This is a genomic window from Thermococcus prieurii (assembly GCF_054657655.1).
On sequence record NZ_BAAHYH010000002.1, the window covers coordinates 378,992 to 405,505 of the forward strand.

The window sequence follows — 26,514 nt, forward strand, 5'->3', positions numbered from 1 at the left end:
CCCCCACGAGCTCGTCAACAAAAGTTACAAAAAGTATTTAAAAGTTTTACGGCCTCGGATTCATCACTTCCCCCTCGGGTGGCCCGCCAACGTCTTTTAGAAGGACATCCCGGTATTTCACCCAGTAGTAGACCACCACAACGGCCATACCAAACCACATCCCGAACGCCACGAGCCACGCCGGGTAGATGTTCAGAAGGGGGCCGACGAGGACTAGGCCGAGGGGTGTCGCTATGTTCGTGAGGATTCCCAGGGCTGAGAAGACCCTGCCGCGAACCTCACTCGGAACGGCGCGCTGAATCTTCGACTGTATCGGAATGTCTATGAAGGCCTCGGCAACTCCCATGACGATTGCAACGGCCATCAGTAGGGCGAAGGCTTCGTTCCTTCCCAGGCCAGAAGCAGGGGATATGAGCCAAATGAAGACCACCATGACGAAGCCGTTTATGAACATCGCCCTGAACAGGAACCTTCCGGCGTTCTTACCGAACTTCACCGCTATGAAGATGTTTCCGAGCAGGGCTCCACCCATGAAGAAGCTCTCCATGAGGCCGAACTGGACGCTCGTGAACTTGAGCACTTCCCTCATCGCGTAGGGAAGCAGGACGGCACCGAAGGGCGCCCCGAAGATTCCCATGAATATCGCGAAGGTCATCAGGGTCTTAAGGTAGCTGTGTCTGAATATGAAGCGGACACCCTCCTTTATGTCGCTCAACACCTGGCCGATGTCCTCAATCGGCTTCGCCTTCCATTCGTACCGTATGAGCATCTCAAACAGGCCCGAGCCGAAGAAGCTTACCGCGTTTATCAGCATCGCTAGTCTAATACCACCGATTCCGTAGATTAAACCGCCCAAAGCGGGACCGAGGAGGCGCGCTATTATGGTCAGAGAGGCAACCGTCGAGTTGGCCTTTTCGAGGAGCTCCTTATCCACCAAATCCGGGAACATGGCCCCGGTTCCAGCGGAGAAGAACGAGCCGAGGATTGCCATGACGACCTGAACGGCGAGGAGCTGGTAGATGCCGAGGAAGTTGAAGGCTATGACGCCGAAGAGGAGAACTCCCCTGAGCAGGTCGAAGCCGACCATGAGCCACTTTCTATTATACCTGTCGCCGACGACGCCGGCGAAAGGCATGACGACGATTGAGGGGATTATCTCGGCGAGGATGAAGAGCGTCATCATCGAACCGCTGTGGGTCTGGTCGAGCACGTAGAGCGGCAAGGCGACGTCCTGAACCGCCCAGCCGAGCTGGGAGATGAAGCGACCGATGGCGAAGAGCCAGAAGTTCCGGCCGAGGCCTCTGGAGCTTTCCATACCAACCACCGTGTTCTTTAACTCTTTAGTTGTCGAATTAAGTGATTAAAGGATTAAAGAATTAAATCAGCTCGACCCGGACGTCGCCGTTCACGGTCTTCACCCGGATTAGGAAGTCCCCGGTTCCGATAACGCCGTCGGGAATCCCAACCAGTTCAACGTCGCCGTTGACCTTCTTCACCTCAACCCTCGCGTCGCAGAATTCGGTAAGACGGAGGGTTATATCCCCGTTGACACAACTCACTGAGACGTCCCCTTCGAGCTCCTCAATCGTTACCGTTATGTCTCCGTTCACAGTGGAAACCTCCAGAGGGCCGGCGACGGGAAGGTGGGCCTCTATCTCGCCGTTCACGCTCTTTATCAGCTCGGCCTCGCAGTTTCTGAGCGTTATCTCCCCGTTTACCGTGGTCACCTCCGTGAAGCGAACTCCCTTGGCCGTGAGCTCCCCGTTGACGTTTTTGGCCTTCACCGGGACGCCCTTTGGCACTTTAAGCTCTATCTCGGCCCAGCCTTCCTCCGCTTTGAGGACGCCCGCGAACCTGAACCTTCTCTTCGGCTCCTCCCTTATGACGAGCTTCCCGTTTTCGTTCTCGATTATCACCTCCACCTCGCCGTGGACGGTGTAGTTCACCTCAACGTAGTCGTTTTCCCAGCCCTCAATCTCAACCCGGCCGTTCGTGGCCTTCAGGTCAACTTCCCGGACGTTTTCAAACATCATCCTCATCACCCCACGTATCAACCACAACGACACCTTTCGCGCTTGAGAGCCGAATCCTGTGCTCACCACTCCCGAGGAGCCGTCCCGAATTCAGGATGACCCCGTCAGCGTTTCCCGCGACCTCCACAGTTGCATCGCAGTCCTCGGGCAGGGACAGTCTGAGGGAGCCCATGACTACCGAGGCGTCGATTGGTGCCTCCAGTTCAAGCACCTTGAGCTCAAGGCTCCCCATGGAGACCGCTATCTCCGTCTTCTCCAGGACGTATATGGAGCCGCTGAGCCTCGTGGGGCCGACTGCGAGTTTTCTAACAGCGCAATTTCTGAGCTCCACGGCGGCCTCTACCGTCGCGAGGGAGCCGAAGCTCACCGCCTCAGCGTGCAGAGAGACCCGCTTCATACCCCCTGCTATTTCCACGCCCTTTGGGACCCTCATGACCAGCCGGGCGCGCTCTTTGTCCTTCCTCGGAAGATTTTTGAGCTTCCATTCCGTGGATGTAAGGATGCTGAGCTTCCCGGAGCGTTCCTTCAGGGAAAACGCCGATTCCGGCGCGGCTTCAACGTGAACCGCTCCGTCGGATGAAGGCCCTACCTCCACATCCGCATCGACGAGCTTCATCCAGACCCTTTCGACGTTCTCAAACCTCACAGCCATCCCTCCAGCGGCCCGGGCTGGAAGTCAAAGAGGGCCTCCTCGGCGCCGTTGTGACGATTCTCCGGCTCCATGCCCTCACCCCACGTAGTTCATCAGCTCGTCGAGTAGCTCCTTAACGCGCCGCGTGAGCATGGTCCTGTCAACGCCGAGGCCCTCGATGAGGCCGGCGCTCTGCTCGTCCACTATCTCCTTCGCCTTCCTGACCACGAGGCGGTAAGCTTCGTCGTTCTCTATAGTGTGGGTTCTGCCGCCGGCCCTAATCTTGACGACCCCGTTCTTGGCCGAGATTACGACGTCCTCGATGCGTATCTTTGCCCGTCCCTTGCCGACGGTAACTGAGATGTCCCCGGAGCGGAGCGAGACGGCTTCGCCGAGGCTGAGCGTTTCGTTTCCGCTCCTGTAAACAACCCTGTTCCCGTCGACTTCAATGGAGAACTCGTCGGTCTGGATTTTCAGCCGGTCTCCAACCTTGGTGAGCTGGAAGCCGTTGTGGAGCTCCCTTATCGTAAGCATATCCCTCGGTTTCCTCGGGCTTCCATCGCGGATTCTGAAGGGTCCTATCTTCACTTCTTCTCCGTGGGGCGTCTCGATGACCTCCACGAAGGGAACCTTGACATACTCAAAGTCCTCGCCCTCATAGACCTTGACGATGCCGAGGTCCACGGCCGTTGAGCCCTTTTTGTTCTTGTAGAGCCTGTCCGGGTTGATTAGCCTGCTCACTTCAGCGACAAAGCCCTCACCTGCCTTCGTCTTCTTCCCGACGGTCAGCTCACCCCAGACCACGACGGGGCTTGAGAGGGCCTTCTTTATGGTCCCGAGGGGTGTCTCTACCTCGACCTCCACCTCACCGTCTATGGCCCAGCCAACCCTCTTGTTCCCGAATTTGACGGGATATGCCTTCCCGCGCCCCTTCAGCCTCACGTCTCCGAAGTTCGCTCCCCCAAACTCGTAGGCCTTCTTCTCGACCTTCCAAGTGAACCTCTTTTCCTCACCCTTCCCGATGAGCAGTCCCGCTATCGATAGGACGACGGCGTAGGCGAAGGCCCTCCCTGCTGAACGGTGCAGGTCGCCGGGCATTCCAAGCCAGCCGCCGAAGTAGAGAAAAACACTCGTCCACAGGAAGCCCTTGGCGAGCGCGAAGACGATTCCCGTAACGGTCACCCCCACCCACTTGCCAACGCCTAGGAGCTCGAAGGCGAATATCAGCGCGATTATCGAGTAGACAATGTAGCGGTTGTAGTTTTCGAGTCCAAGATACCCTTTGAAGAGCCAGACTATCAGCAGAACGGCCGTTATCTTCTTTAGGTACTCCGCGGCCTTGAAGCGCGGGCTCTCCTCATAAAACGGATAACTCATTCTTCCACCTCCTCAAGTGCGGTTATAATCTCAAGCAGGCGCAAAAACAAACGTCCATCCGGCGAGATTTCGTACTTGTCACCTTTCCTGACCATCCTCGTCCTCAAAAGGAGCTTGAGGTGATGGGAAACGGTGGGGCTCTCGACCCCCAGGGCGTCTTTAATCTCCTTGAAGCCCATCGGCCTCTTGGATAGCATCTTGAGGATTCTAATCCTGTCTGGATTCGCGAGTGCTTTGAGGGTTTTTGCGGCCTTCTCCTCGTCGAGCTCCGGAAGCTGGCCGTCGCTCAGCTTCTTCCTGAGTCTCTCCTTTATGGACAGCATGACCTCATCAACGGGGTCAACGCTCTCCTCAAGCAGGGCCAGCTTCCTCCTCAGTTCCTCAAGCTGGGCCTTCAGTTCGTCCATGCTACCACCAGGTACAGACTTTTGTAGTACAATTTTCTGTACTCAACTTGCGATGAAGGTATATAAAAGTTTATCGGTTATGTCGAAGAAGGGACTGGGCGGCTCGGATTATGAAACTCACTCGAGCCGCGACTCAACAGCCTTTATCTCATCGTCGAGAAGGTCCCTAATCTGTTTTAGAAGCTCGAGGTACTCCTTCAGTGTTTCCTTGTCAATTTTCCTCTCCCTCCCCATGTTTTCAATTTTCTTTTTGAGCCTCTCATGGTAGCTTATCGCGGTGTAAAGGGAGCGCAGAGCTAAGTCGTTCGATGTCCTCAGGTACTCCCACCCTTTATCCGTGAGCTTGTACTTGACGCGCCGTACTTTACCCCGATACTCCTCCCTCGGCTCGAGAAGGCCCTCTTCAACCATCTTGTTTAGGAGAGTGTAGAGGTTGCTGTGGCTCGGCTTCCAAATTCCAACCGTGAACTTCTCCAACTCCTTGAGTATTTCATAGCCGTGGGTTTCTCCCTTCAATCCAACGATGACGAGGATTATGTTCTTCAGCGGAACTGTGAACAGGCCCTTTATAATTTTCCTCTCAAACTCCGTCGTAACCACCCCTAACATGTGGATGACCAAAAACCTTTATAAACTATTCCCTCAGATGACATGTCGAAAATAGACATGTTTAAAAAAGAAGTGTTGAAAGGCAACATAGGTGGTTATCATGGCGTGGAACGATTGGGTTGTGAAGCACGCAAAGCTCATCGTCGCGGTGTGGATAGTTGTCATAGTGCTCGCGACACCGCTGGCGATGAAGCTCAGCAACGTCACCAACTACAGCATGAGTCAGTTCATGCCCAAGCACGTGGAGAGCATAGAGGTTCAGAACAACATGACAAAATACTTCCCAGGATTCTCGCAGAATGACAACATGACGTACATAATAGTGACCAATATAAACGTTGGCAGTCCGAAGGCAAAGGAAGCCTATGAAAGGTTTAAGACCGAGGCGAAGCCCTATGGGAGCAATTTCACGTCCTACTATGATGCCATCGACCTGCTCCACAATAAGTCCTACGAGATAGCACTCAACCTAACGAAGACAACCGCCAACCTCACCGGAATATTCTACAACGCCGCCCTCAACGCAAGCAACGCCTACAGAATGACCGTGCTCCAGGTGGAGAACCTCACCAACCAAGTGAAGGTCCTCAACGATACCGTTCCAGACCTGGCGAGGGCGTACCTTGCGCTCGAGACCAACTTAACGACCCTCTACAACCAGAGCCTCGCTCTCAGGAAGGCGCTTAATCAGACTGACCTTGCCTACGTCGGGCTTCACCAGAACCTCACAACGGCGAGTGAGCAGCTGAAAAACCTGAACTCTACGATAGCGAGCCTCAACGTTGGCCTCTACAACCTGAGCGACGCCTACGCGAAGACCTACCTTGGCGTCCTCGGAACCTACGGTGCACTCGTTCAGGCGGGAGCCTATCAGAGCGGACTCAACGAAATGACTGCTCAGGCTATAGCGACCAAACTCGGTATTCCCGTTGAATTCGTCTACGCGGTCTACAACGCGACCTATCCTGCCTACACTGCCTACGGGGCGACGGCCATAACCGACGCGTTCCTGGCCAACGTCACGAAGGCTATGGTTCTGACCCAAATAACCGACCCGATGCAGAAGAACCTCGCGGAGGCTTACTCGGTTGCGTTCTACCAGGGAGTTCTGGCCTTTGACGAGCAGGCCGGAAGCAACTACGCCCTCATTCAGCTTGGCGAGAACGCGGTCAGGCCCGTTGAGGAGATAGCGAGCAACGCGCTCAAGAACCTGCCAACGGTCATCGAGATGGCAGGAAGTAACTACACCGTTCCAGGCTTCGGCGAGGTTCCCGCAAAGACCCTTGCTTACATCGTAAACGTCTCGATAAGCCTCGGAAGAAATCCAGGCGCTCTGGCCGTTGAGAACGCCACAATCGAGGTCGCGAAGGCCCTAATGGCCGGCAGTCCGCTCCTCCAGATGCCCAACGCCGACGAGGTCCTGAGGGCGCTCCTCGTCTACGGCCCGACCAAGGAGCTTGAGGAGAACCTCCTCGCCGGGGCACTGGCTGAGAAGCTTCCGGCAGAACAGAAGCCGTTGGCCAAGCCGATAGCGAAGACGGTCGTTGCCTTCGATGCCAACGCCACAGGCGTTCTGGCAAAGAACCCTGCTTTGCTGAAGAAGGCAACCGTTTCACTCCTCGCCGAGCTCGTGAGGGAGAAAGGCGTTGAGCTCCCCGAGAGCGTCATAAGCGAGGTCTACGATTCCAACGGAAACGTCGCGCCGATAGCTAAGGAAATCTTAATTCAGAAGACCGCCGAGAAGCTCAGGAACGAGAAAACCGCTGAGACTATTGTTAACGTTGTTCTCAAGAACCCCGAGGAGCTTGCGAAGGGGGTCGGTGTTAAGGATGCCGTTAAGGAGATTATCCAGAGCCTCGCCGGAAACGCGCCGATAGACCTCGGAAAGGTTGTTGATGAGATTTACGCTGGAAAAGACGCTTACACGATAGCATATGAACTCTTCGAGAATGGCGTCAACGAGAAGCTGTCCAAGATTAACGCTCCAACAGACGTCAAGGAGACCCTGAAGGAGATAATGCTCGCCGTTGCGAAGGACTACCCCGCGACCGACTCCGACATTGAGGCCATAGTAAAGGAGAAGACCGCGAAGCTCGTCGAGAAGTTCGTTAAGGAAATCAACCTCGGAGTTCAGATAAACGTAAACGCTAACGAGCTCGTCGATATAGCCTTCAAGTTCAAGGATGACCCGAACAAGATAACCAAGGAGGACGTTAAGCCGATAGAGGAGCAGATTTACCCGTCCATTTACAGCCTCGCAAAGAGTTACATCGGCATGCTCAAGAGCCCGGACAACACGACGATGCTGATAACGATGGTTCCAAAGAGTCTCGCCAACGTGAGCAACTTGGAGAAGCAGAGCAAGTTCCAGTACGAAAACACCCTCAAGGCCAAGGAGGTCCTTCTGAAGGAGATGAAGAAGTACTTCCCAGATGCAAAGGCCTACATCAGCGGAACGCCGGTTCAGACCTACGAGATGATACACTACGGTAAGGAGGACAACAACAAGACGACCAAGTTCAGCTTCGCCGGAGCTCTGATAGTGCTCTTCATAATCCTCGGATTCGCACTTCTCGCGACGCTCCTGCCGTTCACCGGTGTCGCGACGGCAACGCTAACCGCCCTTGGAATCCTCTACCTGCTCGCCAAGGGAGACATCATCAACGTCGGAAGCTGGGCCCAGATGATTACCGTGACGACGGCCCTCGGACTGGGAATAGACTACTCAACCTACTACCTGCACCGCTTTAAGGAGTACCTCGCTGAGGGCTACGACCACAACAAGGCCGCGAGCGAGGCGCTGAAGAGGGCTAAGGATGCCGTCCTCGCGAGCGCTTCAACGGACATCATAGCCTTCGCAAGCTTCATACTCGCCTGGGAGTTCCCGATATTCAAGCAGATGGGTATCATAGCCCCAGTGGCCGTTATAGTCGTCCTCATCGCGAGCCTCACCTTCATCCCGGCCATAACCGTCCTCATAGGCGACAAGCCGATATTCTGGTGGCCGAGGCACATCAGGCACGTTCAGGAAACCAACGTGCACGAGGAAAGCAGAATCGCCAAGTGGTCAATCAAACACGCCAAGGCGGTCATACTCATATTCATGCTCCTGCTCGCGCCGGCCGTTTACGCCTTCGCCAACTTCAACGGAACCCACGACGTCAAGCTCTTCCTCCCGAAGGACAGCGAGACCTACCACTTCCTCGAGGTGAGCCAGAGCAAGCTTGGAGCCGACGTTATGGGGGCGACGTATGTCCTCATCAAGTTCAACCACCCGGTTACCGATAAGGACCTCGCGACAATCAACCAAATTGTCAGGGACATCGAGAAGATTGACGGCGTCAAGTACGTCTACACCGTGACCCAGCCCTTCGGAAAGCCGGTCAACGCGAGCCTCGACAAGCTCAAGGCCATCGGCGGGGACAAGTACATCTCGACCACTGGAAACATGGTGCTCATAGAGGTCGTCAGCAAGTACGAGGCAACGACGAAGCCGGCCCATCAGATGGTCAAGCAGATTAGGGACCTCATAAAAGGCTACGAATCCAGCGGAAAGATAGCCAAGGGCATGGTCGGCGGTGGAGCTGCTTTGGACCTCGACCTCAGCAACCTCATCAACGACATATTCTGGCACAGAATCTTCCCAGTGGCGCTCGTGCTCATGTTCCTGTCCCTCATACCGACGCTCAGGGGAATCCCGGCGGTCATCTCGACGATGGCCACAATCGGCACAGGAGTGCTCCTCAGCATAGCGATATCCACGTGGCTCTTCCAGAAGGTCTTCGGCCAGGAAATCATGTGGTTCCTGCCCTTGATGGTCTTCATAGTGCTCATGGGAGTCGGCATAGACTACAACAGCTTCTACCTGGTCAAAGCCAGGGACGAGTTCGAGCGCCGTTCGCCGAAGGAGGCCCTAATAGTCGCCGCCGGAAGCATGGACCTCGTCGTCATCGGCCTTGCGGCGGTGCTGGCGACGACCTACGGGGCGCTGATGACCAGCTCGACCTGGGGAACGAGGGAGATAGGATTCGCGCTGGCCGCTGGAGTGCTCATAACGGCAACCCTGGCAGTCTACTTCCTCGGCCCGGCCATGATGAGCCTCTTCGGCGAGAAGGCCTGGTGGCCACTCCACAAGGCGGAGAAGAAGTGACCCCCACTTCTTTTCTTTTTTCCATCCCCTTCGACACCCTTTTAAACGCTGAGCTTTAGTTCTAACCATGAACATCGCCGAGATGCTCGCGCTCATAGCTCTGGGCTACGTTCTTAAGAGAGCGATTAAATCGGAGAAGCCCTTCGACTACCTCCGGATTCTGGTCAACGACGTTCTGCTCGCCCTGTTCATCTTCGGCAACGTCGCGAGCAAAGATTTGGCCTATCTCCTCAGCATAAAGACGGTCTTCCTCTACGTCTTCCTCGTCATCAGCATAAGCCTGTCCACGTCCTACCTCTACGGCCGCTTTAAGCTCAAAGACGACCCCTGGGCCGGCGCGCTGATGGTGCTCTCGGTTTATCCCAACACCGCCGCCCTAGGCTTTCCAATCGCGAGCCTCTTCCTCAGCGACATAACGCCGGCGATACTCTACTCGACGACCAATTCAATGATAGTCATCCCGATTGTGACTTTCATAGCGGCACACTACTCCAGCGGTGGCGCGAGCGTCAGGGAGAGCTTTCTGAAGGCCCTCAAGTTCCCGCCAACGCTGGCGAACCTCATCGCTTTGGCACTCGTCATCGCCGGGGTAAAACTCCCGACTGGAATTATTGAGCCGATAAAAACAATCGGATGGCTCAGCATACCGCTCCTCCTCATATACTTCGGCTCGAGGATAACGCTGAGGGCCTTCGACGTCAGAAAGCTCCTGGAGGTCGGAACCTTCAGGATTGCGATTCCCTTCGCCTTCGTTTTCCTCACCCTCCGCTGGGCCAAGCCCGAGGTCTTCTACTCGGTTCTCGTCGAGGCCAGCATGCCCCCGGCGATAGCGGCCAACGCGATTCTGGCCCAATACAGGCTCAAGGCCGAGGAAGCGATAAGCGTAACCTTCGTGCTCACGCTCCTCGTCATTGGGCTCTTCGTCGCCCTGCGCTTTCTGATTTGAGAATTAGGACGACCTAAGGAAAGGATAATATATCCCTAGCGCCAAGTTTGGTTAATGCATGCTTAGGCACCCTTTCGGTTCTTTGGAGGGTCCCCCATGAGGAAGGTACTCTCAGTGGCGGTCGCCCTTTTGATTGTTCTCGGGGCCGTCGCTGGAGCGGTTTACGCTGGATGCATCAGGGAGCCGGGGCGCGAGGTGATTCCAAGAAACGACGAGGATAGTCCCGACCCCGAATCCATTCTCATTAAGTTTCTTGAACGTCCATCCGATGAGCTTTTAAAATCCCGGATTGACGAGGAATCAAAGCCAAGGCTTCCAGAGGTTCACCTCCCCGAGTTCACAGGTTCATTGGTTCCCCTGGGTGCCAACAGCCACCGTGAACCTCAGTACCAGCGGACACTTCAAGCCAGCCGGTGGTGGGGAACCGAAGCCGCCCTTCTTGGCCTTCTCGTGGGGGCGTTTCCTCCGGCTATGAACTTTCTGGAGGTGGGGATGTCCTGTCGTTTCGTCCGCTGGTTTTACAAATGGAACGAGATGTTTTCTGCAACCGTTGAGGTCGTCGCATTTTGCGGCGGCTTTGCTGACCGCGTCCAAATCTTGAAATTGAGCTTTTTCAGTTTGAAAAGCTGGCTTGGGGAATTGCCGGGGTGAGTTAAATGGGGTTTATGGATTCCCTAAAGAGCGCCGCTTCAAGTTTTGTCAAGTCAATACGCCACAAGACATTCAAAATACGGGCAGAAGAGCTTGCAGAGAACTGGGAGAAGCTCAGACACTATGGCGTTGAAATTGAAGCCCAGAGCGGCTACGGCGGGAAGTACAATACCTCCGACTGGTTCATCGTCGAGAACGTATCGGTCAAAGAGGTCGAGGTAGGGATACTCCGGAAGTCCAGGAAAAAGAAAATCATCGTGGAGTGCTACCGAGAAACAGAGCCCTACGATGAATACGAAGAGGAAGAGGATAGGGGATGGTTCGACTACCGCAGGGAGGACACCATCGAAAGAAAGAAGCTAACTTTCTGGGAGGGGGACAAGGTCAAGATTCGTATGACCGAGGCCAACTACGAGAAAATGCTTGAAAAGGAGGGCAGGATTGTGGGCTAGCCGGCCCTTGTCGTATCTCCGGAGGTGTGTTGTATGAGAAAGGCTCTCCTCGTGCTGGCAATGGTCGCCGTTGTGCTGGCGGCCGGTTGTATGGGGGGAACGACGGAGAAGCCCACATCAAGTGAAGGCGGAACGGCGATTGCAACCTCCCCATCGGCCGCCCACGAGGCAACCGGCGGAAGTCAAACTACCTCCAGCGGCACCGCAGAGACCTCAACAGGGACCTCGGGAACGGTAACGAGTCTTGAGGAAATAGCCAGTCTGGGCCACGTCGAGCTGTTCAGAGGAAACGGCGTGGGAATAAAGGTTTACGTTGAGGGTTCCTCGTGGGTGAGCAGCGGCAACGCGTACAACACGCGCTTTGACTACGCCCCGATGTTCTACTCCGGCGGAAACCTCTACGTCTATCAGTATGCCGATGAGAGCTTTTCCTACGCCTACGAGGACGGCACCCTAAAGGAGTACCCATTCATCGTCCTCGCGATACCCGTCAAGGGAGTGGACTTTACCCTCGGAGGTCCCTCCGGCTCGATACTCGTCGTGTCAGACGATGGAACCCTACACTTCATATCCTACGACACCGACGAGTACCAGAAGTGGCCGGAGGATAAGCCAAAGATAGCGTACTTCAGGAAGATAAAGGCCCACGAGACATGGAAGCTGGGAGTTGAGAACGTCGTTGCCGGCTCAGACGGAAGCGATGAGTACGTCTACTACGTCGCGTGGGGTGGAAACAAGGCCTACGTCATTGGGATGACCGCAGAGGAGGCGCTAAAACTCGCCCGCGGGGATGGGAGCAAGCCCCAGGCACGGGAGTTCACGTTCGATTCCGGGATAAAAGACGTTCTCATCGGGAACGACGGAATCTACGTCCTGAGCGGAGGGAAGCTCTACATCATCAACATCGCCGACGGACCGGGAAGCCTCGGCATCACCGAAACGGTTGATGCAGCCGGCGCGGGACAGATGTCGTTGGACACAGGCGAGAACTACGACTACCTGGCGCTCTACAACGGAAGCACCGTCCTCGTGATGAGGGTCTCCGAGGGGAGGGTAAAAGAGAAGGCAAGCTACCCCCTCACGGGCTTTGAAAGGGTTCAGGTGTACGTCAGGTCGGGCGACATCGACTTAACCGCCGTTAAAGGAGGGGAGATGGTCTTCTACGACGTCAGTCTTGGAAGCACTAGCCTCGAGCGCATGGGCTACGTCGCGCTCCCGGCGGGTGTGAAGTGGTTCGAAGGCTCCTACCCCTACGCTGGCGCAACGGTTGTGCTCTGGGACGAAAACGGCAACTACTACAAGTTCGCCGCCAACCTAACGACTGGCCAAGGCGGCGGAACGTCTGGGGGCTCAAACGAAACTGGAACCTCTGAAACCTCCGGGGGCTCTGGAACAGAGAACGGCTCCGGAGGAACCGAAACGGAAACTTCAACTCAATCAACTTCCACCCCATCGGCGTCTACCAGCTCGGAGGGCAGTCTGAAGTACTTCCTCGAGAACGCCTACACCGTGGAGGGTTTCGTCTACACCAGAGATGGCCACAGCTACCGTGGAATAAAGATAAGGCCGAAGCTGGGCAGACTGTACTACTTCCCATACGGCTACGACTCAGTCATCTTCTTGGTCTACGGCGACAAGGTTCTCAGTATAGTCCCCTGGGACCCCGACTTCTTCGACGGAACGACCGATAAACCCAGTATCGACCCCTACGACACGGGTGCCGTTGACTTAATCTTGCTCCCCGTGAAGGCGAGGCTCTACTACTCCCTCCCAAATGAAGACTACGCCGCAATGGTGGACCAGAACGGGAGGCTGCACATCCTCATGGGCCTGAAGAGGCACGTCGGAGACGAGATTGAATGGTACACTTTCATGAGCGACGCCGTTTACAGCTTCAACGCCTCTGGAATAGTTGCCCAGAGCTTCTGGTCGAACTACCTGGTCTTCGCATGGAAGGGGAGCGAGCTGAGGGTCTACATCTACAATTCGGATGCAACCTCCGAGATGTGGAACGGTGAAGCGAACGTAACGGTCGAGCCGAGGGTTTACAGCCTGCCCGGAAGGATAAGGGAGGTCAACCCCTACATAGCAGACCAGTTCGTCGTCGTTCTAACCGATGAGGGCACCTACATCCTCCCCAATCCCGTCGGACGCTACAAGGACGACACAAACGTTTACCGGATTGACGGCCGCGTGGACCTAATCGGCGCCTACCACTACTGGTACCTCGACGAGCTGCTCGCGTACTCGAACGGCAAGCTCTACGGCCTCGCGCCGGACTACTCGAACGGCAAGGTGAGCGTGGAGAAGGGGCCCTACACAACGGTTCCGAGCGTGGTCGGCCTCTACGGGGCCAACGACCAGGATGAGTTCATAGCGCTATCGCTCGGCGACGGGACGCTGGCGGTGTATCAACATGTTTGGAACGACCAAAAACAGGGCTACGAGTTCGCGTTCAGGAAGAACCTGTACCTCCCGGCGCCGCTGGTGAGGCTGACCTTCGACTACAGACCCGACATAAAGTGGACACGGATTCTGGGCCTTGGAACGGACGGTTCGTTCTACAACTTCGAGGTGAGGTGGTGACCCATGGAAGCCCAGCTGATAGTTCCGGTTCAGGAGATAGCGAGGGGAAAGCCCAAGTTCGGGGTCTGGGCGGTCATCGGGGAGAAAGTCTACTACATCCGGATGCGGGAGGGAACGTGGGGCGATGCGCTCAAGAGGGGGCTCATTTACGGGGGAGCCTACATCTCGATGTACACCGCGGCGAGGGCCAGAACCGAGTACGAGGAGGCGGTAGAGAGGTACCTCTCCTCCCTCGAACTTCCGAAGGACTTCGTCGAACGCGCTGATGAGTACGCAAAGGAGAGCGCGAGGAGCTTCGTGGCGAGGGTTGAGGAGACCTCGGTCAAGCGCGGAAAGGGCTTCCTCGGCAACGAGGCCAACGGACAAACCCCGGTCGAACTCAAGGCCCCGAACGGTTCGGTGAGGTTCTACGTTGCCACTGAAACCTTCGAGAAGGTAAAGCCCAAGCTCCAGACCCTGCCCTTTAGGGAGTACAAGGAAGCAAGGCTCTGGGTGTTTTGAGATAAGTTTTTATCCCTTTCGATTTCTCTTTTAATGGTGGTTCGAATGGAGCGCGTCGTCGAGATTCTGAGGGAGATTCTGGAGATTCCATCCCCCACTGGATACACGAAAGAGGTCCTCACACACATTGAGAGAAAGCTGGACGAAGCCGGAATAAAGACCCGCTATACCAACAAGGGAGCCCTCCTAGCCTACAACCATCCCGAGCCCGAGCTTGTCATAGCGGGCCACGTGGACACGCTCGGCGCCATGGTCAGGGGGATACTCTCGGATGGACACCTGAGCTTCACCCGCGTCGGCGGACTCCTCCTCCCGACGTTCGAAGGGGAGTACTGCACGATAATAACCCGCTCTGGGAAGCGCTACCGCGGAACGCTTCTCCTCAAGAATCCGAGCGTCCATGTTAACAAGGACGCGAGCAAGAAGGAGCGCAAGGAGGAGAACATGTACATCCGCCTCGACGCCGAGGTAGAGAAGAAGGAAGATACTGAAAAGCTCGGCATAAGGCCAGGCGACTTCATAGCCTTCGACCCCAAGTTCGAGTACGTGAACGGCTTCGTTAAGGCTCACTTCCTTGACGACAAGGCGAGCGTCGCGGTGATGATTGACCTGCTCCTTGAGCTAGCGGACGAGCTCGAAAAGCTTCCGGTGGCGTTCTTCTTCTCGCCCTACGAGGAGGTCGGCCACGGTGGTTCCGCTGGCTATCCGCCAACAACAAGGGAGCTTCTCGTCGTCGACATGGGCGTCGTCGGCGAAGGGGTTTATGGGAAGGAAACGGCGGTCTCGATAGCGGCGAAGGACTCGAGCGGGCCCTACGACTACGAGATGACGACAACACTCATCGAACTGGCGGAGAAGAGAGAGATTCCCTACGTTGTCGATGTGTTTCCCTACTACGGCTCGGACGGCTCTGCCGCCTTAAGGGCCGGCTGGGACTTCCGCGTTGCACTCATTGGACCCGGCGTCCACGCGAGCCACGGGATGGAGAGAACGCACGTCAAGGGCCTTCTCGCGACGAAGGACCTCATAAGGGCCTACATCGAAGAGCGCTTCAGTCAGTGAACACTTGCTAGAGCAGCTAACAGCTCCCAGCTTTTTAGTTTTTTCAAACCAAGTTCGTTTAAGGTCTCATTGCAACCCTTCAGCCCCTCCACCAACCTACTCTGGGTTGACCTCCTTTCAATTCCCCTAGAGTCTCATTGCAACCTGGGTGTTTCGAGCTAAACGATTGGAACTGCAAACCTCTTTCAATTCTCCTAGAGTCTTATTGCAACCTCGTAAATCTCGCGGATTTCAGTCGAGTTCAGAGCGCTTTCAATTCTCCTAGAGTCTTATTGCAACTAAGTTTCACTTGTACGGGATTGAAGAGCTAGCTAACTTTCAATTCTCCTAGAGTCTTATTGCAACAAAGATCGAAGTTGGACAGCACTTAGGGCAGGGAGATCTTTCAATTCTCCTAGAGTCTTATTGCAACAAGCGCTACGGCCACGGCCGTGGCGGGAGTGTTGGCCTTTCAATTCTCCTAGAGTCTTATTGCAACCCACGCGGGATAACCTGCTTCAAGAAGCGGGAAATAGCTTTCAATTCTCCTAGAGTCTTATTGCAACAGGTTACTTTCACTATCAGCCCAATACGGCAGGAAGCCTTTCAATTCTCCTAGAGTCTTATTGCAACTAAAGCCCGTTTTGGAGGTGAAGGCCGATGTCTGAGGCTTTCAATTCTCCTAGAGTCTTATTGCAACTGCATACCTCCACACGCCAGGAGGAGGGATTCTGAACTTTCAATTCTCCTAGAGTCTTATTGCAACCTTAACCGGATGAACTCCGAACAATAAATCAAATAGTCTCTTTCAATTCTCCTAGAGTCTTATTGCAACGCGTAAAGATAATGATTGAGCAAATCCTCGTCGAACCCTTTCAATTCTCCTAGAGTCTTATTGCAACATGATTGTTCGCGGTGTAGAGGTCGTTAGAGTCCTCTCTTTCAATTCTCCTAGAGTCTTATTGCAACTCGCCAAGCCCACCTCACGAGGTCAGAGACCTCACTCTTTCAATTCTCCTAGAGTCTTATTGCAACAGAATTTTGCGGTTGGAGAGCTCGTTGGGACTATTGTCTTTCAATTCTCCTAGAGTCTTATTGCAACCAAGCAGTTCCTCGAACGTGACGAACTTCTCGTTGTACTTTCAATTCTCCTAGAGTCTTATTGCAACATCAGAGAAGCCAACAAGTGGAAGGTTTCAACTTACTGCCTTTCAATTCTCCTAGAGTCTTATTGCAACGAGCTTCTCTTCACGCCTTTTCCTGAAATAATCCCACTTTCAATTCTCCTAGAGTCTTATTGCAACGCAGGATGAGAAGAACTACCCGCCTTCCAGCAAATAACTTTCAATTCTCCTAGAGTCTTATTGCAACCATGTCCCTGAAATCCAGCCGAGGGTGAGGAAGATGTCTTTCAATTCTCCTAGAGTCTTATTGCAACCTTCCACAGAATCCGTCCGGTATACCTGTTCGAGAACCTTTCAATTCTCCTAGAGTCTTATTGCAACGCCAGGTCTTCATTCAGCCAATTCCCTTGAACCCGGTTCCTTTCAATTCTCCTAGAGTCTTATTGCAACCAACTTCCCCGGCCACCAAATTGATTAACGATAACACGCTTTCAATTCTCCTAGAGTCTTATTGCAACTGAACCGCTTAACAACTAAAAGCCTATCCGCCCCACTCGCTTTCAATTCTCCTAGAGTCTTATTGCAACCCCCTATGCTACCGCCATGAGGCGCCTGGTCTTCCTTCTTTCAATTCTCCTAGAGTCTTATTGCAACAGCATAAACCGCTAAAGACAGCGTTCTCTCGTCCATCTTTCAATTCTCCTAGAGTCTTATTGCAACGCGCTTACCATCACGGCCGACGTAGCGACCCTTAAGCTTTCAATTCTCCTAGAGTCTTATTGCAACTTACAAAAAGTCAATAAAGACTCTCGCCAAGAAACACTTTCAATTCTCCTAGAGTCTTATTGCAACCCAAGTCGTCAAGTCCAAAGGTTACAACTACACATACTTTCAATTCTCCTAGAGTCTTATTGCAACACGCTTAACGGGGTCTTCGAATACACTAACACCCGCGCTTTCAATTCTCCTAGAGTCTTATTGCAACGTGAGGACCGTCCTCGCCTCATTTATCGCCCCGACTTTACTTTCAATTCTCCTAGAGTCTTATTGCAACACGTGGCCCGTATGGGCGACGATGAAACCGTGCTAACTGCTTTCAATTCTCCTAGAGTCTTATTGCAACAGGGCGCGAAATTCATTCTTTCGCCCAACAGAGAAAGAAGGACCTCCCGATATTTAAGCCTTTCTGGAAACCCCCTCTTATCGGGGCAACATCGCGCTACCTAAGGGGAGCCCCAGCATAAGTCGGAGTTGGTTTAGACACCACATTGTAGGGACCATTTGCGATTTCCAAACGCTTGGAATCCCTTTGATTTCCACTTAAATCCTCTTCTTCGTTTATTCGAGTAAATAACCGGTTTTTGATAGGGTTCTTCTTGAAAAAACGGTTCTGCGGGCATTATTGTACTTTCCAAAAAAATTTCGTAACATCTAAATAGGAAATTGGAACATTATATCACATTCTTGAATTTGCAAAATTCGATTTCCAGCCGTCCCTCCTGTCTTCTCCCTTCGAGTTTTCCCTTTTGAAGGGGCCTTTCGGGTCCCGGCCCTTTCTCACCGTGATGTTCCGGAGAAAAGTGCCGGCCGATTTTATATCAAACCATGCATATTTAGTGAACAACTTAATAACCCACCGTAATGTTTAAAACCCGCAGGTCTTATAAGCGCCAGAAACAACGGCCAACGGTGGTTGAAATGGTGCGATACATGGTAACCTCGGCACTCCCTTACGCGAACGGGCCGATTCACGCGGGCCACCTGGCCGGAGCCTACCTCCCGGCCGATATATTCGTCCGCTACCTTCGGCTGAAGGGCGAGGAAGTGCTCTTCATATGCGGTACAGATGAGCACGGAACGCCGATAACCTTCCGCGCGCTCAAGGAGGGCAGAAGCCCAAGGGAAATCGTCGACGAGTTCCACGAGCACATAAAGACGACCTTTGAGAGGGCTAAAATCAGCTTCGACTACTTCGGCAGGACCGAGCTACCGGTGCACTACAGGATAAGCCAGGAGTTCTTCTTAAAGGCCCTTGAAAACGGCCACCTCGTCAAGAAGGTAACCAAGCAGGCCTACTGCGAGCACGACAAGATGTTCCTGCCCGACAGGTACGTCATCGGGACCTGCCCCTACTGTGGCGCCGAAAACCAGCGTGGCGACCAGTGTGAGGTCTGCGGAAGGCCCCTGACGCCGGAAATCCTCATCAACCCGCGCTGTAACATCTGCGGCAACCCTATTACCTTCAAGGACTCGGCCCACTACTACATCAAGATGAAGGACTTCGAGGAGAGGCTCAAGAAGTGGGTTGAGAGCCAGCACTGGAAGCCCAACGTCAAGAACACCGTTCTCGGCTGGATTAACGAGGGGTTGGAGGAGAGGGCCATAACGCGCGACCTCGACTGGGGAATCCCGGTCCCGCTCGACGACGAGGACGTCAAGGGCAAGGTTCTCTACGTCTGGTTCGAGGCCCCGATAGGCTACATCTCAATCACCATCGAGGCCCTCAAGCGCGCCGGCAAGGAGGAAGAGTGGAAGAAGTTCTGGCTCAACCTCGACGGCGAGACCAAAGTTATACACTTCATCGGCAAGGACAACATACCCTTCCACGCGATATTCTGGCCGGCGTTCCTGATGGCCTACGGCAAATACAAAGACAAGGAAGTCGAGGCCGAGTGGAACCTCCCATACGACATCCCGGCCAACGAGTACCTCAATCTGGAAGGCAAGAAGTTCTCGACGAGCAGGAACTGGGCCATCTGGGTTCACGAGTTCCTCGACGCATTCCCGGCCGACTACCTGAGGTATTACCTCACCGCGATAATGCCCGAAACTCGCGACAGCGACTTCAGCTTCGCCGACTTCAAGGTGAAGATAAACGAGGAGCTGGTGAACAACCTCGGCAACTTCGTTCACCGCGCGCTCACCTTCGTGAACCGCTACTTCGACGGAATCGTGCCGGAGAGGGGTGAGCTAAACGAACTGGACAAAGAAGCCTTCGAGGAAATCCAGAAGGCCTTCGAGGAGGTCGGCGAGCTCATAAGCCAGTACCGCTTCAAGGACGCGCTTAGGAGGGTAATGGAGCTGGCCATCTTCGGCAACCGCTACTTCGACCACCAGAGGCCCTGGAAGACGGCAAAGACCGACCGCGAGAGAACTGCAACCACCGTAAACGTCTCGCTCCAGATTGTCAAGGCCCTCGGAATCCTCCTCGAGCCGTTCCTGCCCGATGCCAGCGAGAAGATATGGCACCTGCTCAACCTCGAGGAGCTCAAGCGCTGGGAGTTCACCGAGATTCCAGCTGGACACCGTGTCAGGAAGGCAACTCCGATGTTCAGGAAGGTTACCGACGAGAACATCATCTACTTCATCCTCAACTACATCGCCAGAGGAAACCCGGAGAGCGCGAGGGTGCTCCTCGACAAGTACTACAAGCGCGACGATGTCGTGAAGGTCGCCCTGGAGCGCTTCAAGAACAGGGAGGAAGCTTTCGCAATCCTTAAGAGCGTCTACGGTGAGGAACTCGAGGTCAAGTCCGAAAAGCCCGGAAAGGCCTCGAAGAAGGAGAAGGTGAAGAAAAAGGAGGGTGGAAAGATGGACTACGTCAGCTTTGACGACTTCGCGAAGCTCGACCTCCGCGTTGGAAAGATAATCGAGGTCAAGGACCACCCGAACGCCGACAGGCTCTACATGGTCAAGGTTGATTTGGGCGACGAGGTCAGACAGCTGGTGGCTGGCCTTAAGAAGTACTACAAGCCGGAAGAGCTCCTCAACAAGACCGTCGTCATCATAGCGAACCTCGAGCCCAAGAAGCTCCGCGGTGTCGAGAGCCAGGGAATGCTTCTGGCCGCTGATGACGGCGAGAACGTCGCCCTGCTCATGCCCGACAAGGAGGTAAAGCTCGGCGCGAGGATTAGGTGAGCTTTTTCCCTTCTTTTGTTTGTGCTCTTTCACTATTCAAATCCACTCTTTAGACGGTATTGTGCTTTTGAAGACCAATAACAAAAGTTATGGCGCGGGTATTATACTTGGCCAACGACTTTTCATAAAAGGCAGATAAGGGTCCCAAAGAAGCTGGCGTCGCTAAAACACCAGCTCCACCCAGTTCTCCTTCCCCCTCTTATAGACCCGTACGAGGCCCTTCTCCTCGAGGCGCTTGAACATCCTCCACGCGGTTGTCTTAGGAATTCCGAGGGCCTTCCTGACGTCGGCCTGCTTGGCCCTTCCGCCCTGGTCGTAGACGTAGAGGAGCGCGTTGATTTCCTCGTCGGTGAGACCCATCGCTTCAAGCTTTTCCTTGAGCTCGTCCTTTGAGATGGGAAGCCCCCCTGGGTGTTTCCTGTTCCTCGCCCAGTATGCGACCGCGGGAATGCCCATGGCCGCCAGGAGGCCGATTATTGGGAGCAGGTTCCTCCTGCCGGAGGACGCGGGGGTGCTCGGTTCGCTTGGAGTGGTGGTCGTTGAAGGAGTTACAGATGGTGAGGGAATGCTTGAGGTCGTGCTCGGGGACGTTGATGACGTGCTCGACGTGGTGGTCGTTGTGGGTGTCTGGGTGGGTGATGGGGATGACGTAGTTGATGTCGTCGGGGGCGGGAGGATGTAGGAGACGCTCTGGTTGCCGGGGGGCATTGTTATCGAGTTCGAGGTTATCGTGAGGGGAACGTCGCTCAAATCAACGACAACGGCCCCGGGCGGGAGCTTGATTGTAACGGGATACGGGAAGCTGTAGGTAAGGTTCCAGACCTTTCCCTCCTTTGATGTCAGGGAGTCTGTGAAGTAGGTAATTGTTATCCGGGTAGTCGAGTTGAGGATGTAAACCGTTAGAACGCTCCCGTTCTTCTCAAAGAGGAGCGGTTTTCCATTCTCGTCCAGAACGGAGAGGCCTGTAACGTTCTCGCTCAGGAGGGGCACCTCGACGGCCACGGAGTAGTTCGGAGGGGTGAGAACCTCGGTAACCTTAGCGTAACCGCTTGCATAGACTGAAACTTCAACCGATTTTATTGATTGGGCGGCCACGTGAGGGGCGAGCAGGAGAACCACAATCAAAAGCATCGGGCACCTTTTCACCGGCTTCACCCCTATCCCCTGCCGCGGTGGGTGCTGGTCTCGTTCTTCTCGGGAGTTTGAGTCATCCCCGAACTCGTCTGGTTGTTGGGAGAGACCTCTGGATGAGGTTTCTCTTTCTTTCCGCGCCTGTGTCCCCTGAGGGTCTTTGAGAGAACTTTATTCACGTCCCGCAGGACCTTTAAAACCTCACCGGAATTCCCAGTCTGAATAGCCTCCAGAATCTGCTCTTTTAGTGTTATGGCTTCCGTTTCATTTAACCTGCCACGTTCAACGAGTTCGTCGAGCATACGGAGCTGGATTTCGGCCATCTTTGGGGCGGTTTTCCTGAGGGAATCCCCCACGGCAAGTTTGATTGCCCGTTCAAGCCCCTCCCGGGATGTACGCAGGAAAGCCACCTTGTGGGGAAGGTCCTGAGTATCGTTCTCCGCGAGGCTCTTCTTAAGTCCCTCGTACACCTTGAGTGTTTGGTTGTACTCGACCTCAACACTCCCAAGGTCCTTTCCGCTGAGTTCTCCCGAATCGATGAGCTTCTTGGCATACTCAAGGACGTTCGCTGTGATTGCCAGCTCCGTCTCGGCGACAGAGACCCAGTCCTGCGTCATGTTCTCCTCCCCGGTAGTCCCGGTAGTTTTACAGTATTCGAGCGCGGAGCGGTACAGGTCCATTGCCTTAAGCGCTTCATCGGCACTCTCGTTGTAGTTCCCTGCCCTGTACAGCTCCCAGGCCTTCTCTCTGAGGGCGTCCGCCTGCTCGGAGGTGCAGTTGACGGAATGGGTGTAGTTGGCAAGCCGGTCCAGTGCAAGGAGCAGTCCGTTTGCTCTCGTTGACGCAGACACGGTCTCGGAACTAACCCCACCGACTGTTGGGACAAGTGAGACAAGGAGTATCCCGATAATCATGAACGCGATTTCTCTCACGGTTATCACCGCTTTAAGTTACGGCTCATCCCTAATTAGGGAAGCGGTGGAACAAAGGACTTAAAACGTTTCCGCAAGTTCCTTTCGATTTCAGGCGGATAGAATTAGGAGCGAGGGGGATATAACGTTTTCTCTAACGCTTCAACTCCACCCAGTTCTCTTTCCTCCCCCGGATGATTTTAACGAGTCCCCTCTCCTCGAGGCGCTTGAACATCCTCCACGCAGTCGTCTTCGGAATCCCAAGCGCGTCCCTTATCTCGGCCTGACTGGCCCGTCCGCCGTGCTCCAGCAGGTACTTCAGCGCAAGCCTTTCCTCCTCCCGAAGCTCATCGCTTTCAATGGCCTCTTCAATGGGGTCAGCTTTGGTCTCACCGCCATCGTTTCCGGCCCGTTTTCGCCACCATATGAAAAACACTCCTCCGATGAGAACAGCCCCGCCAAAGGCCAGGAGGACTTCAAGGGCACCGCTCTTCTGGTTCTGGCCGGTTGGGGGGTTTTCAATGATGTATGAGACGCTCTGGTTGCCCGGAGGCATCGTTATGGAGGTCCCGTTTATTCGGAGGGGGATATCGCTTAAATCAACGATAACGGCACCATCGGGCAGGAGGACCTCAAAGGGAACCTCGGAGGAGAAGTTAACCGTCCAGACTATTCCCCTCTTGGAGGTGAGGTCGGGGGTGTAGTAGGAAATCCTAACGAGCTCAGCATTTCCGGGATAAATTAGGAGGGACCCGTTGGTTTCCTGGAAATCGATGGGGTTTCCCCGGGAGTCCTCAACGATGATGTCTTGGGCGTGTTCGGTAACCGGCACGATTAGCGGTTCGGTGTAGTTATTCGGCACTATCGAAATTTCCACCTTGACGTAACCGTCCTCGTAAACGAAGAGCTTTACGGTCTCCTGGGCGAGGACAGGGGAAGCCAGCAGAAGCAGTGCAAAGACGAGCGCCGTGCATCGAAGCCTTCTCATTCCTCCACCTCCAAAATGAAAAGGTCAGGAGTGCGCGTTGATAAAGGCCTCCACCTCCTTCAGGAGGGTGACGGCGGCCTCGAAGTGTTCTTTCGCCTTCTCAGGCTGTCCGGTGCGGAGCAGGCGGATTCCGAGCTTGTATTCGTTCATTGCATTCCTCAACTGAACTTCCGCCTTCGAGACGTCAACGCCCTCGCGCTTGAGCTTCATGAGCTCCCCGCCGTCGCGGACTATTCTCTCGCGGAGCTCCTTGAGCTTCTCGAAGTTTCCGTCCCACTTGAAGTGGCACCTCGCCATGGACTTTCCCCTTGCGAGCGTCATCTGAAACTCCTTGACCACGTCCCTCTTCTCGATTATGAGGTTAAGGGCCTCGTCCCACTTGCCCTCGTCCGCGAGGGTCTTGACGCTCGTGTAGAGCTCAAGGAACGCGGTGTAGGTCTCGTTCAGCTCCGGGTTCGGGTTCTCGCTCAGGGTCCTGTTGGCAAGCTGGATTGCCCTCTCGCCCTTTGCAAGGAAGCGCTCAACCACTTGCTCCGCATTCTGGTGGAGCATCTGAAGCCTCAGTTCCTTCAACGCGGAGTCGAGCTCGGCCTTCTTCTGGAGGGCAACCTCGTAGTCCTCCCTTGCCTTCGTCATGTTTCCAGAGCGTACGTCCTCCATCACGAGCTTGAACGCCTCAAGGGTCTCGTTGTAGAGTTCCCTCGCCTCGGTGACGTTTAGTCCCTTCTCACCGGCAACGTTGATGAGCCTCTCAGCGTAGCGCAGGTAGGCCCTGGTTCTCTCAACCTGTGCCCTGAACTGGGCTTCCACGGTGCTGGTTCCCTTCATCGGTGCCCTAATCTCCGACAGCACGAGCCGGTAGTAGTGCATCGCCATCAGCGCGTCCACCATGGAGGCGTTGTAGTTCCCCGCCTGGAACTCGCTCAGGGCTTTGTTGTAGTGTTCCTCAGCTAAGGTTAGATACGTTGAGTTCGTCATGTTCTCGGGAACCTTCGCCTCGGTAACCTCGGCGAGCCTCTTGAGGTTGTCTATGAGTTTCTGGGCGACGACCTTCTCCTGCGGAACCTCGTTTGTCCCGGTGGTGGAGTTCTCTGACCCGCTCGCGAGGGCGAAAGGTACCACGCTCCCCACGAGCAGGGCCGTCAGTATTACCACGAGTAACTTCCTCACGGCCATCACCGTCCCCCTCTTGGGGGCCCGAATATTTTAGGGTCGCGGTGGAACGCGCGTTTCAAATCGTTCCTTTTTCCTCAAGCTCTTTAGCCAAGAGCGCAACGGTCAAGATGCCCTCGAAGATGCTCCCAAAGTTCGGAACCTCCCCGAATTGGGCGAACAGCGTCCCGTATCGTGGGTGCCACGCATCGACCTGCTTCCTGTTTTTGGCGGTTATGATGTAAACGACCCACTCCCTCTCCTCAAGCCACTCAACGAGCTTCCAAGCGTCGGCCATGTCTTTGACCTCGAGGCCGAACTTCTCGCAAACCTTCTCGACGAGCTCCTCCATGTTATCACCTCAAACCGCTCACTATCATCCTCAAAGCCAAGAGAAACATCACAATCGCGAAGGCCTTCTTTAGGGAGGACGCCTTAACCCTCTCCGCAAGCCTCGCTCCGAGCTGTGCCCCGATTATCAGGCCGGGCACGAGGAGGACGAGCCAGTGGAGTTCAACGTTGCCCAGCATGTAGTGCTTGAGGGCGCTACTCGCGGAGGTGAAGACTATGGCGAAGCTCGAGGTCGCGACGGCGTAGTGCATCGGCATGCCGAGCCACACGAGGAAGGGCACGTTGATTATCCCGCCCCCAACCCCCAGGAGACCGCTGGCAATCCCCGAGAAAAACCCACCGATTGGGACGAGGCGGTAGTCGATTTTGACCTCGGAAACCGTCAAATCACCAAGCTCCGCGGTTTCCTTTGTGTAAATCCTGTAAGCGACGAACAGGAGGGTCACGCCGAAGATTACCTTGAGCTCACCGGGAGTCACGTAGGTCGTCATGACGGCCCCAAGGTATGCCCCTACGATGGCGGGAATTGAAAGCAGGACGCCGGTCTTGTAGTGAATCATCCCCCTCCTCGAGTAGGCAATCGTTGAGCTAAGGGCTGTGAAAACCACAGCGGCACTTGAAGTTCCGACGGCCTGGTGAATGCTGACACCAAGCAGGTTGAGAACCGGAACGAGAACGAAGCCACCGCCTAAGCCGAAGAGGGCAGAAACGATTCCGACGGTCACACCCACGGCGAAGTAGAGGGCGTAATTGCTCATGGGAAAAAGTTAAGGGGGCCTTTTAAAAACCTCACGGAACCGCGAAGCCGAGTCCCTTAAGAATCATTCTCAAGGCCAGGAGGAACATCACGACGGCGAATGCCTTTTTCAGACTGCTCGCCTTCGTTCTCTTGGCTATCCTGGCCCCTATCTGCGCACCCAGTATGAGGCCCGGCACAAGGAGGACGAGCCACTGCGTTTCCACGTTTCCCATCATGTAGTGCTTGAGCGCTCCGGCCGTTGCGGTGAAGACTATGGCAAAGCTCGACGTGGCAACGGCGTAGTGAATCGGCAGTCCGAGGTAGGTCAGGAAGGGCACGTTAATAATTCCTCCGCCGACGCCGAGCAGACCGCTTGCGATTCCCGCGAAGAAGCCACCGACCGGAACGAGCTTGTAGTTCACCTTAACGTCCTCGAGTTTGACCTCGCTCGGTTCCGCAGTCTTCTTCCGGTATATCCTGACGGCGACGACGATTAACGCCAACCCGAAGATGACCTTCAGCTGGGAGGCGCTGATAAACGATGTGAGCCATGCCCCTATGTAGGCGCCTATAACAGCGGTCGAGGCCAGCAGCAGTCCGACCTTGTAGTGTATCCTCTTCTGCCTTGAGTAGGCTATCGCCGAGCTGAGAGAGGTGAAAACCACAGCGGCGCTCGAAGTTCCGACCGCGTGGTGCATCTCGACGCCGAGCAGGTTGAGCGTCGGCACTATCAGGAAGCCCCCTCCGAGGCCGAACAGTGCCGCGAGGATTCCAATGAAGACACCGACCGCGAAGTAGTCGATGTATTTCAGCATC

21 protein-coding genes and 1 CRISPR repeat array are annotated in these 26,514 nt (G+C 54.9%); of the genes, 8 read left to right on the plus strand and 13 right to left on the minus strand.

The window, feature by feature from the left end; translation table 11 throughout:
- Positions 1-46: 46 nt before the first annotated feature.
- From ACYQ04_RS05275 to ACYQ04_RS05300, 6 genes are all read right to left on the minus strand, one after another.
- Positions 47-1,315 carry an MFS transporter gene (locus tag ACYQ04_RS05275; protein ID WP_460127891.1) on the minus strand — a complete coding sequence of 423 codons (1,269 nt, stop codon included), beginning with the start codon at positions 1,313-1,315 and terminating at the stop codon, positions 47-49.
- A 61-nt stretch (positions 1,316-1,376) separates the two neighbouring features.
- Complete coding sequence (locus tag ACYQ04_RS05280) at positions 1,377-2,033, minus strand: DUF4097 family beta strand repeat-containing protein (RefSeq protein ID WP_460129910.1); 657 nt, start codon at positions 2,031-2,033, stop codon at positions 1,377-1,379.
- Positions 2,023-2,679: a DUF4097 family beta strand repeat-containing protein gene (locus ACYQ04_RS05285; RefSeq protein WP_460127892.1), complete on the minus strand. Its 657-nt coding sequence runs from the start codon at positions 2,677-2,679 to the stop codon at positions 2,023-2,025. Before ACYQ04_RS05285 ends, ACYQ04_RS05280 begins: the two co-directional genes overlap by 11 nt.
- A gap of 81 nt (positions 2,680-2,760) precedes the next feature.
- Positions 2,761-4,041 (minus strand): hypothetical protein, encoded by a 1,281-nt coding sequence (locus ACYQ04_RS05290; protein WP_460127894.1) that lies wholly within the window; start codon positions 4,039-4,041, stop codon positions 2,761-2,763.
- The gene (locus tag ACYQ04_RS05295; protein WP_460127897.1) at positions 4,038-4,448 is read right to left on the minus strand and encodes an ArsR/SmtB family transcription factor; all 411 of its coding nucleotides are present in this window, start codon (positions 4,446-4,448) and stop codon (positions 4,038-4,040) included. The genes ACYQ04_RS05290 and ACYQ04_RS05295 overlap by 4 nt, the downstream gene beginning before the upstream one ends.
- 117 nt (positions 4,449-4,565) lie before the next feature.
- On the minus strand, positions 4,566-5,057 hold the full coding sequence (locus ACYQ04_RS05300) for a PadR family transcriptional regulator (protein ID WP_460127899.1): 492 nt from the start codon (positions 5,055-5,057) through the stop codon (positions 4,566-4,568).
- Between the two features lie 100 nt (positions 5,058-5,157).
- Between ACYQ04_RS05300 and ACYQ04_RS05305 the strand changes: the two genes are divergently transcribed.
- The 8 genes from ACYQ04_RS05305 to metG all read left to right on the plus strand — a co-directional run bounded on the left by ACYQ04_RS05305 (position 5,158) and on the right by metG (position 20,426).
- Positions 5,158-9,207, plus strand: a complete 4,050-nt coding sequence (locus ACYQ04_RS05305) for an MMPL family transporter (RefSeq protein WP_460129912.1) — start codon at positions 5,158-5,160, stop codon at positions 9,205-9,207.
- A gap of 67 nt (positions 9,208-9,274) precedes the next feature.
- Positions 9,275-10,153, plus strand: a complete 879-nt coding sequence (locus ACYQ04_RS05310) for an AEC family transporter (protein WP_460127901.1) — start codon at positions 9,275-9,277, stop codon at positions 10,151-10,153.
- Positions 10,154-10,249: 96 nt separating this feature from the next.
- Positions 10,250-10,804, plus strand: a complete 555-nt coding sequence (locus ACYQ04_RS05315) for a hypothetical protein (RefSeq protein ID WP_460127904.1) — start codon at positions 10,250-10,252, stop codon at positions 10,802-10,804.
- 5 nt (positions 10,805-10,809) lie between these two features.
- Positions 10,810-11,256: a hypothetical protein gene (locus ACYQ04_RS05320; protein ID WP_460127906.1), complete on the plus strand. Its 447-nt coding sequence runs from the start codon at positions 10,810-10,812 to the stop codon at positions 11,254-11,256.
- A gap of 33 nt (positions 11,257-11,289) precedes the next feature.
- Positions 11,290-13,842 (plus strand): hypothetical protein, encoded by a 2,553-nt coding sequence (locus tag ACYQ04_RS05325; RefSeq protein ID WP_460127908.1) that lies wholly within the window; start codon positions 11,290-11,292, stop codon positions 13,840-13,842.
- Between the two features lie 3 nt (positions 13,843-13,845).
- Positions 13,846-14,343: a hypothetical protein gene (locus ACYQ04_RS05330; RefSeq protein WP_460127910.1), complete on the plus strand. Its 498-nt coding sequence runs from the start codon at positions 13,846-13,848 to the stop codon at positions 14,341-14,343.
- A gap of 45 nt (positions 14,344-14,388) precedes the next feature.
- Positions 14,389-15,405 carry a M42 family metallopeptidase gene (locus ACYQ04_RS05335; protein ID WP_460129914.1) on the plus strand — a complete coding sequence of 339 codons (1,017 nt, stop codon included), beginning with the start codon at positions 14,389-14,391 and terminating at the stop codon, positions 15,403-15,405.
- A 114-nt stretch (positions 15,406-15,519) separates the two neighbouring features.
- Positions 15,520-17,631: a CRISPR direct-repeat array (repeat unit 30 nt; unit sequence CTTTCAATTCTCCTAGAGTCTTATTGCAAC).
- A 575-nt stretch (positions 17,632-18,206) separates the two neighbouring features.
- Positions 18,207-20,426 carry a methionine--tRNA ligase gene (gene metG / locus ACYQ04_RS05340; protein WP_460129916.1) on the plus strand — a complete coding sequence of 740 codons (2,220 nt, stop codon included), beginning with the start codon at positions 18,207-18,209 and terminating at the stop codon, positions 20,424-20,426.
- 162 nt (positions 20,427-20,588) lie between these two features.
- On the opposite strand, the gene ACYQ04_RS05345 is transcribed toward metG, so the two are convergent.
- The 7 genes from ACYQ04_RS05345 to ACYQ04_RS05375 all read right to left on the minus strand — a co-directional run bounded on the left by ACYQ04_RS05345 (position 20,589) and on the right by ACYQ04_RS05375 (position 26,513).
- Positions 20,589-21,581 carry a helix-turn-helix transcriptional regulator gene (locus ACYQ04_RS05345; RefSeq protein ID WP_460127912.1) on the minus strand — a complete coding sequence of 331 codons (993 nt, stop codon included), beginning with the start codon at positions 21,579-21,581 and terminating at the stop codon, positions 20,589-20,591.
- Positions 21,582-21,583: 2 nt separating this feature from the next.
- On the minus strand, positions 21,584-22,489 hold the full coding sequence (locus ACYQ04_RS05350; RefSeq protein ID WP_460127914.1) for a hypothetical protein: 906 nt from the start codon (positions 22,487-22,489) through the stop codon (positions 21,584-21,586).
- Positions 22,490-22,622: 133 nt separating this feature from the next.
- Positions 22,623-23,456, minus strand: a complete 834-nt coding sequence (locus ACYQ04_RS05355; protein ID WP_460127915.1) for a helix-turn-helix transcriptional regulator — start codon at positions 23,454-23,456, stop codon at positions 22,623-22,625.
- 24 nt (positions 23,457-23,480) lie between these two features.
- Positions 23,481-24,632 (minus strand): hypothetical protein, encoded by a 1,152-nt coding sequence (locus tag ACYQ04_RS05360; RefSeq protein ID WP_460127917.1) that lies wholly within the window; start codon positions 24,630-24,632, stop codon positions 23,481-23,483.
- Positions 24,633-24,687: 55 nt separating this feature from the next.
- A complete protein-coding gene (locus ACYQ04_RS05365; RefSeq protein WP_460127919.1) occupies positions 24,688-24,960 on the minus strand; it encodes a hypothetical protein in 273 nt (90 codons plus the stop codon).
- A 4-nt stretch (positions 24,961-24,964) separates the two neighbouring features.
- The gene (locus ACYQ04_RS05370; protein WP_460127921.1) at positions 24,965-25,717 is read right to left on the minus strand and encodes a sulfite exporter TauE/SafE family protein; all 753 of its coding nucleotides are present in this window, start codon (positions 25,715-25,717) and stop codon (positions 24,965-24,967) included.
- Between the two features lie 31 nt (positions 25,718-25,748).
- Positions 25,749-26,513, minus strand: coding sequence for a sulfite exporter TauE/SafE family protein (locus ACYQ04_RS05375; protein ID WP_460127923.1), 765 nt, complete (start codon positions 26,511-26,513; stop codon positions 25,749-25,751).
- Position 26,514: the final 1 nt, after the last annotated feature.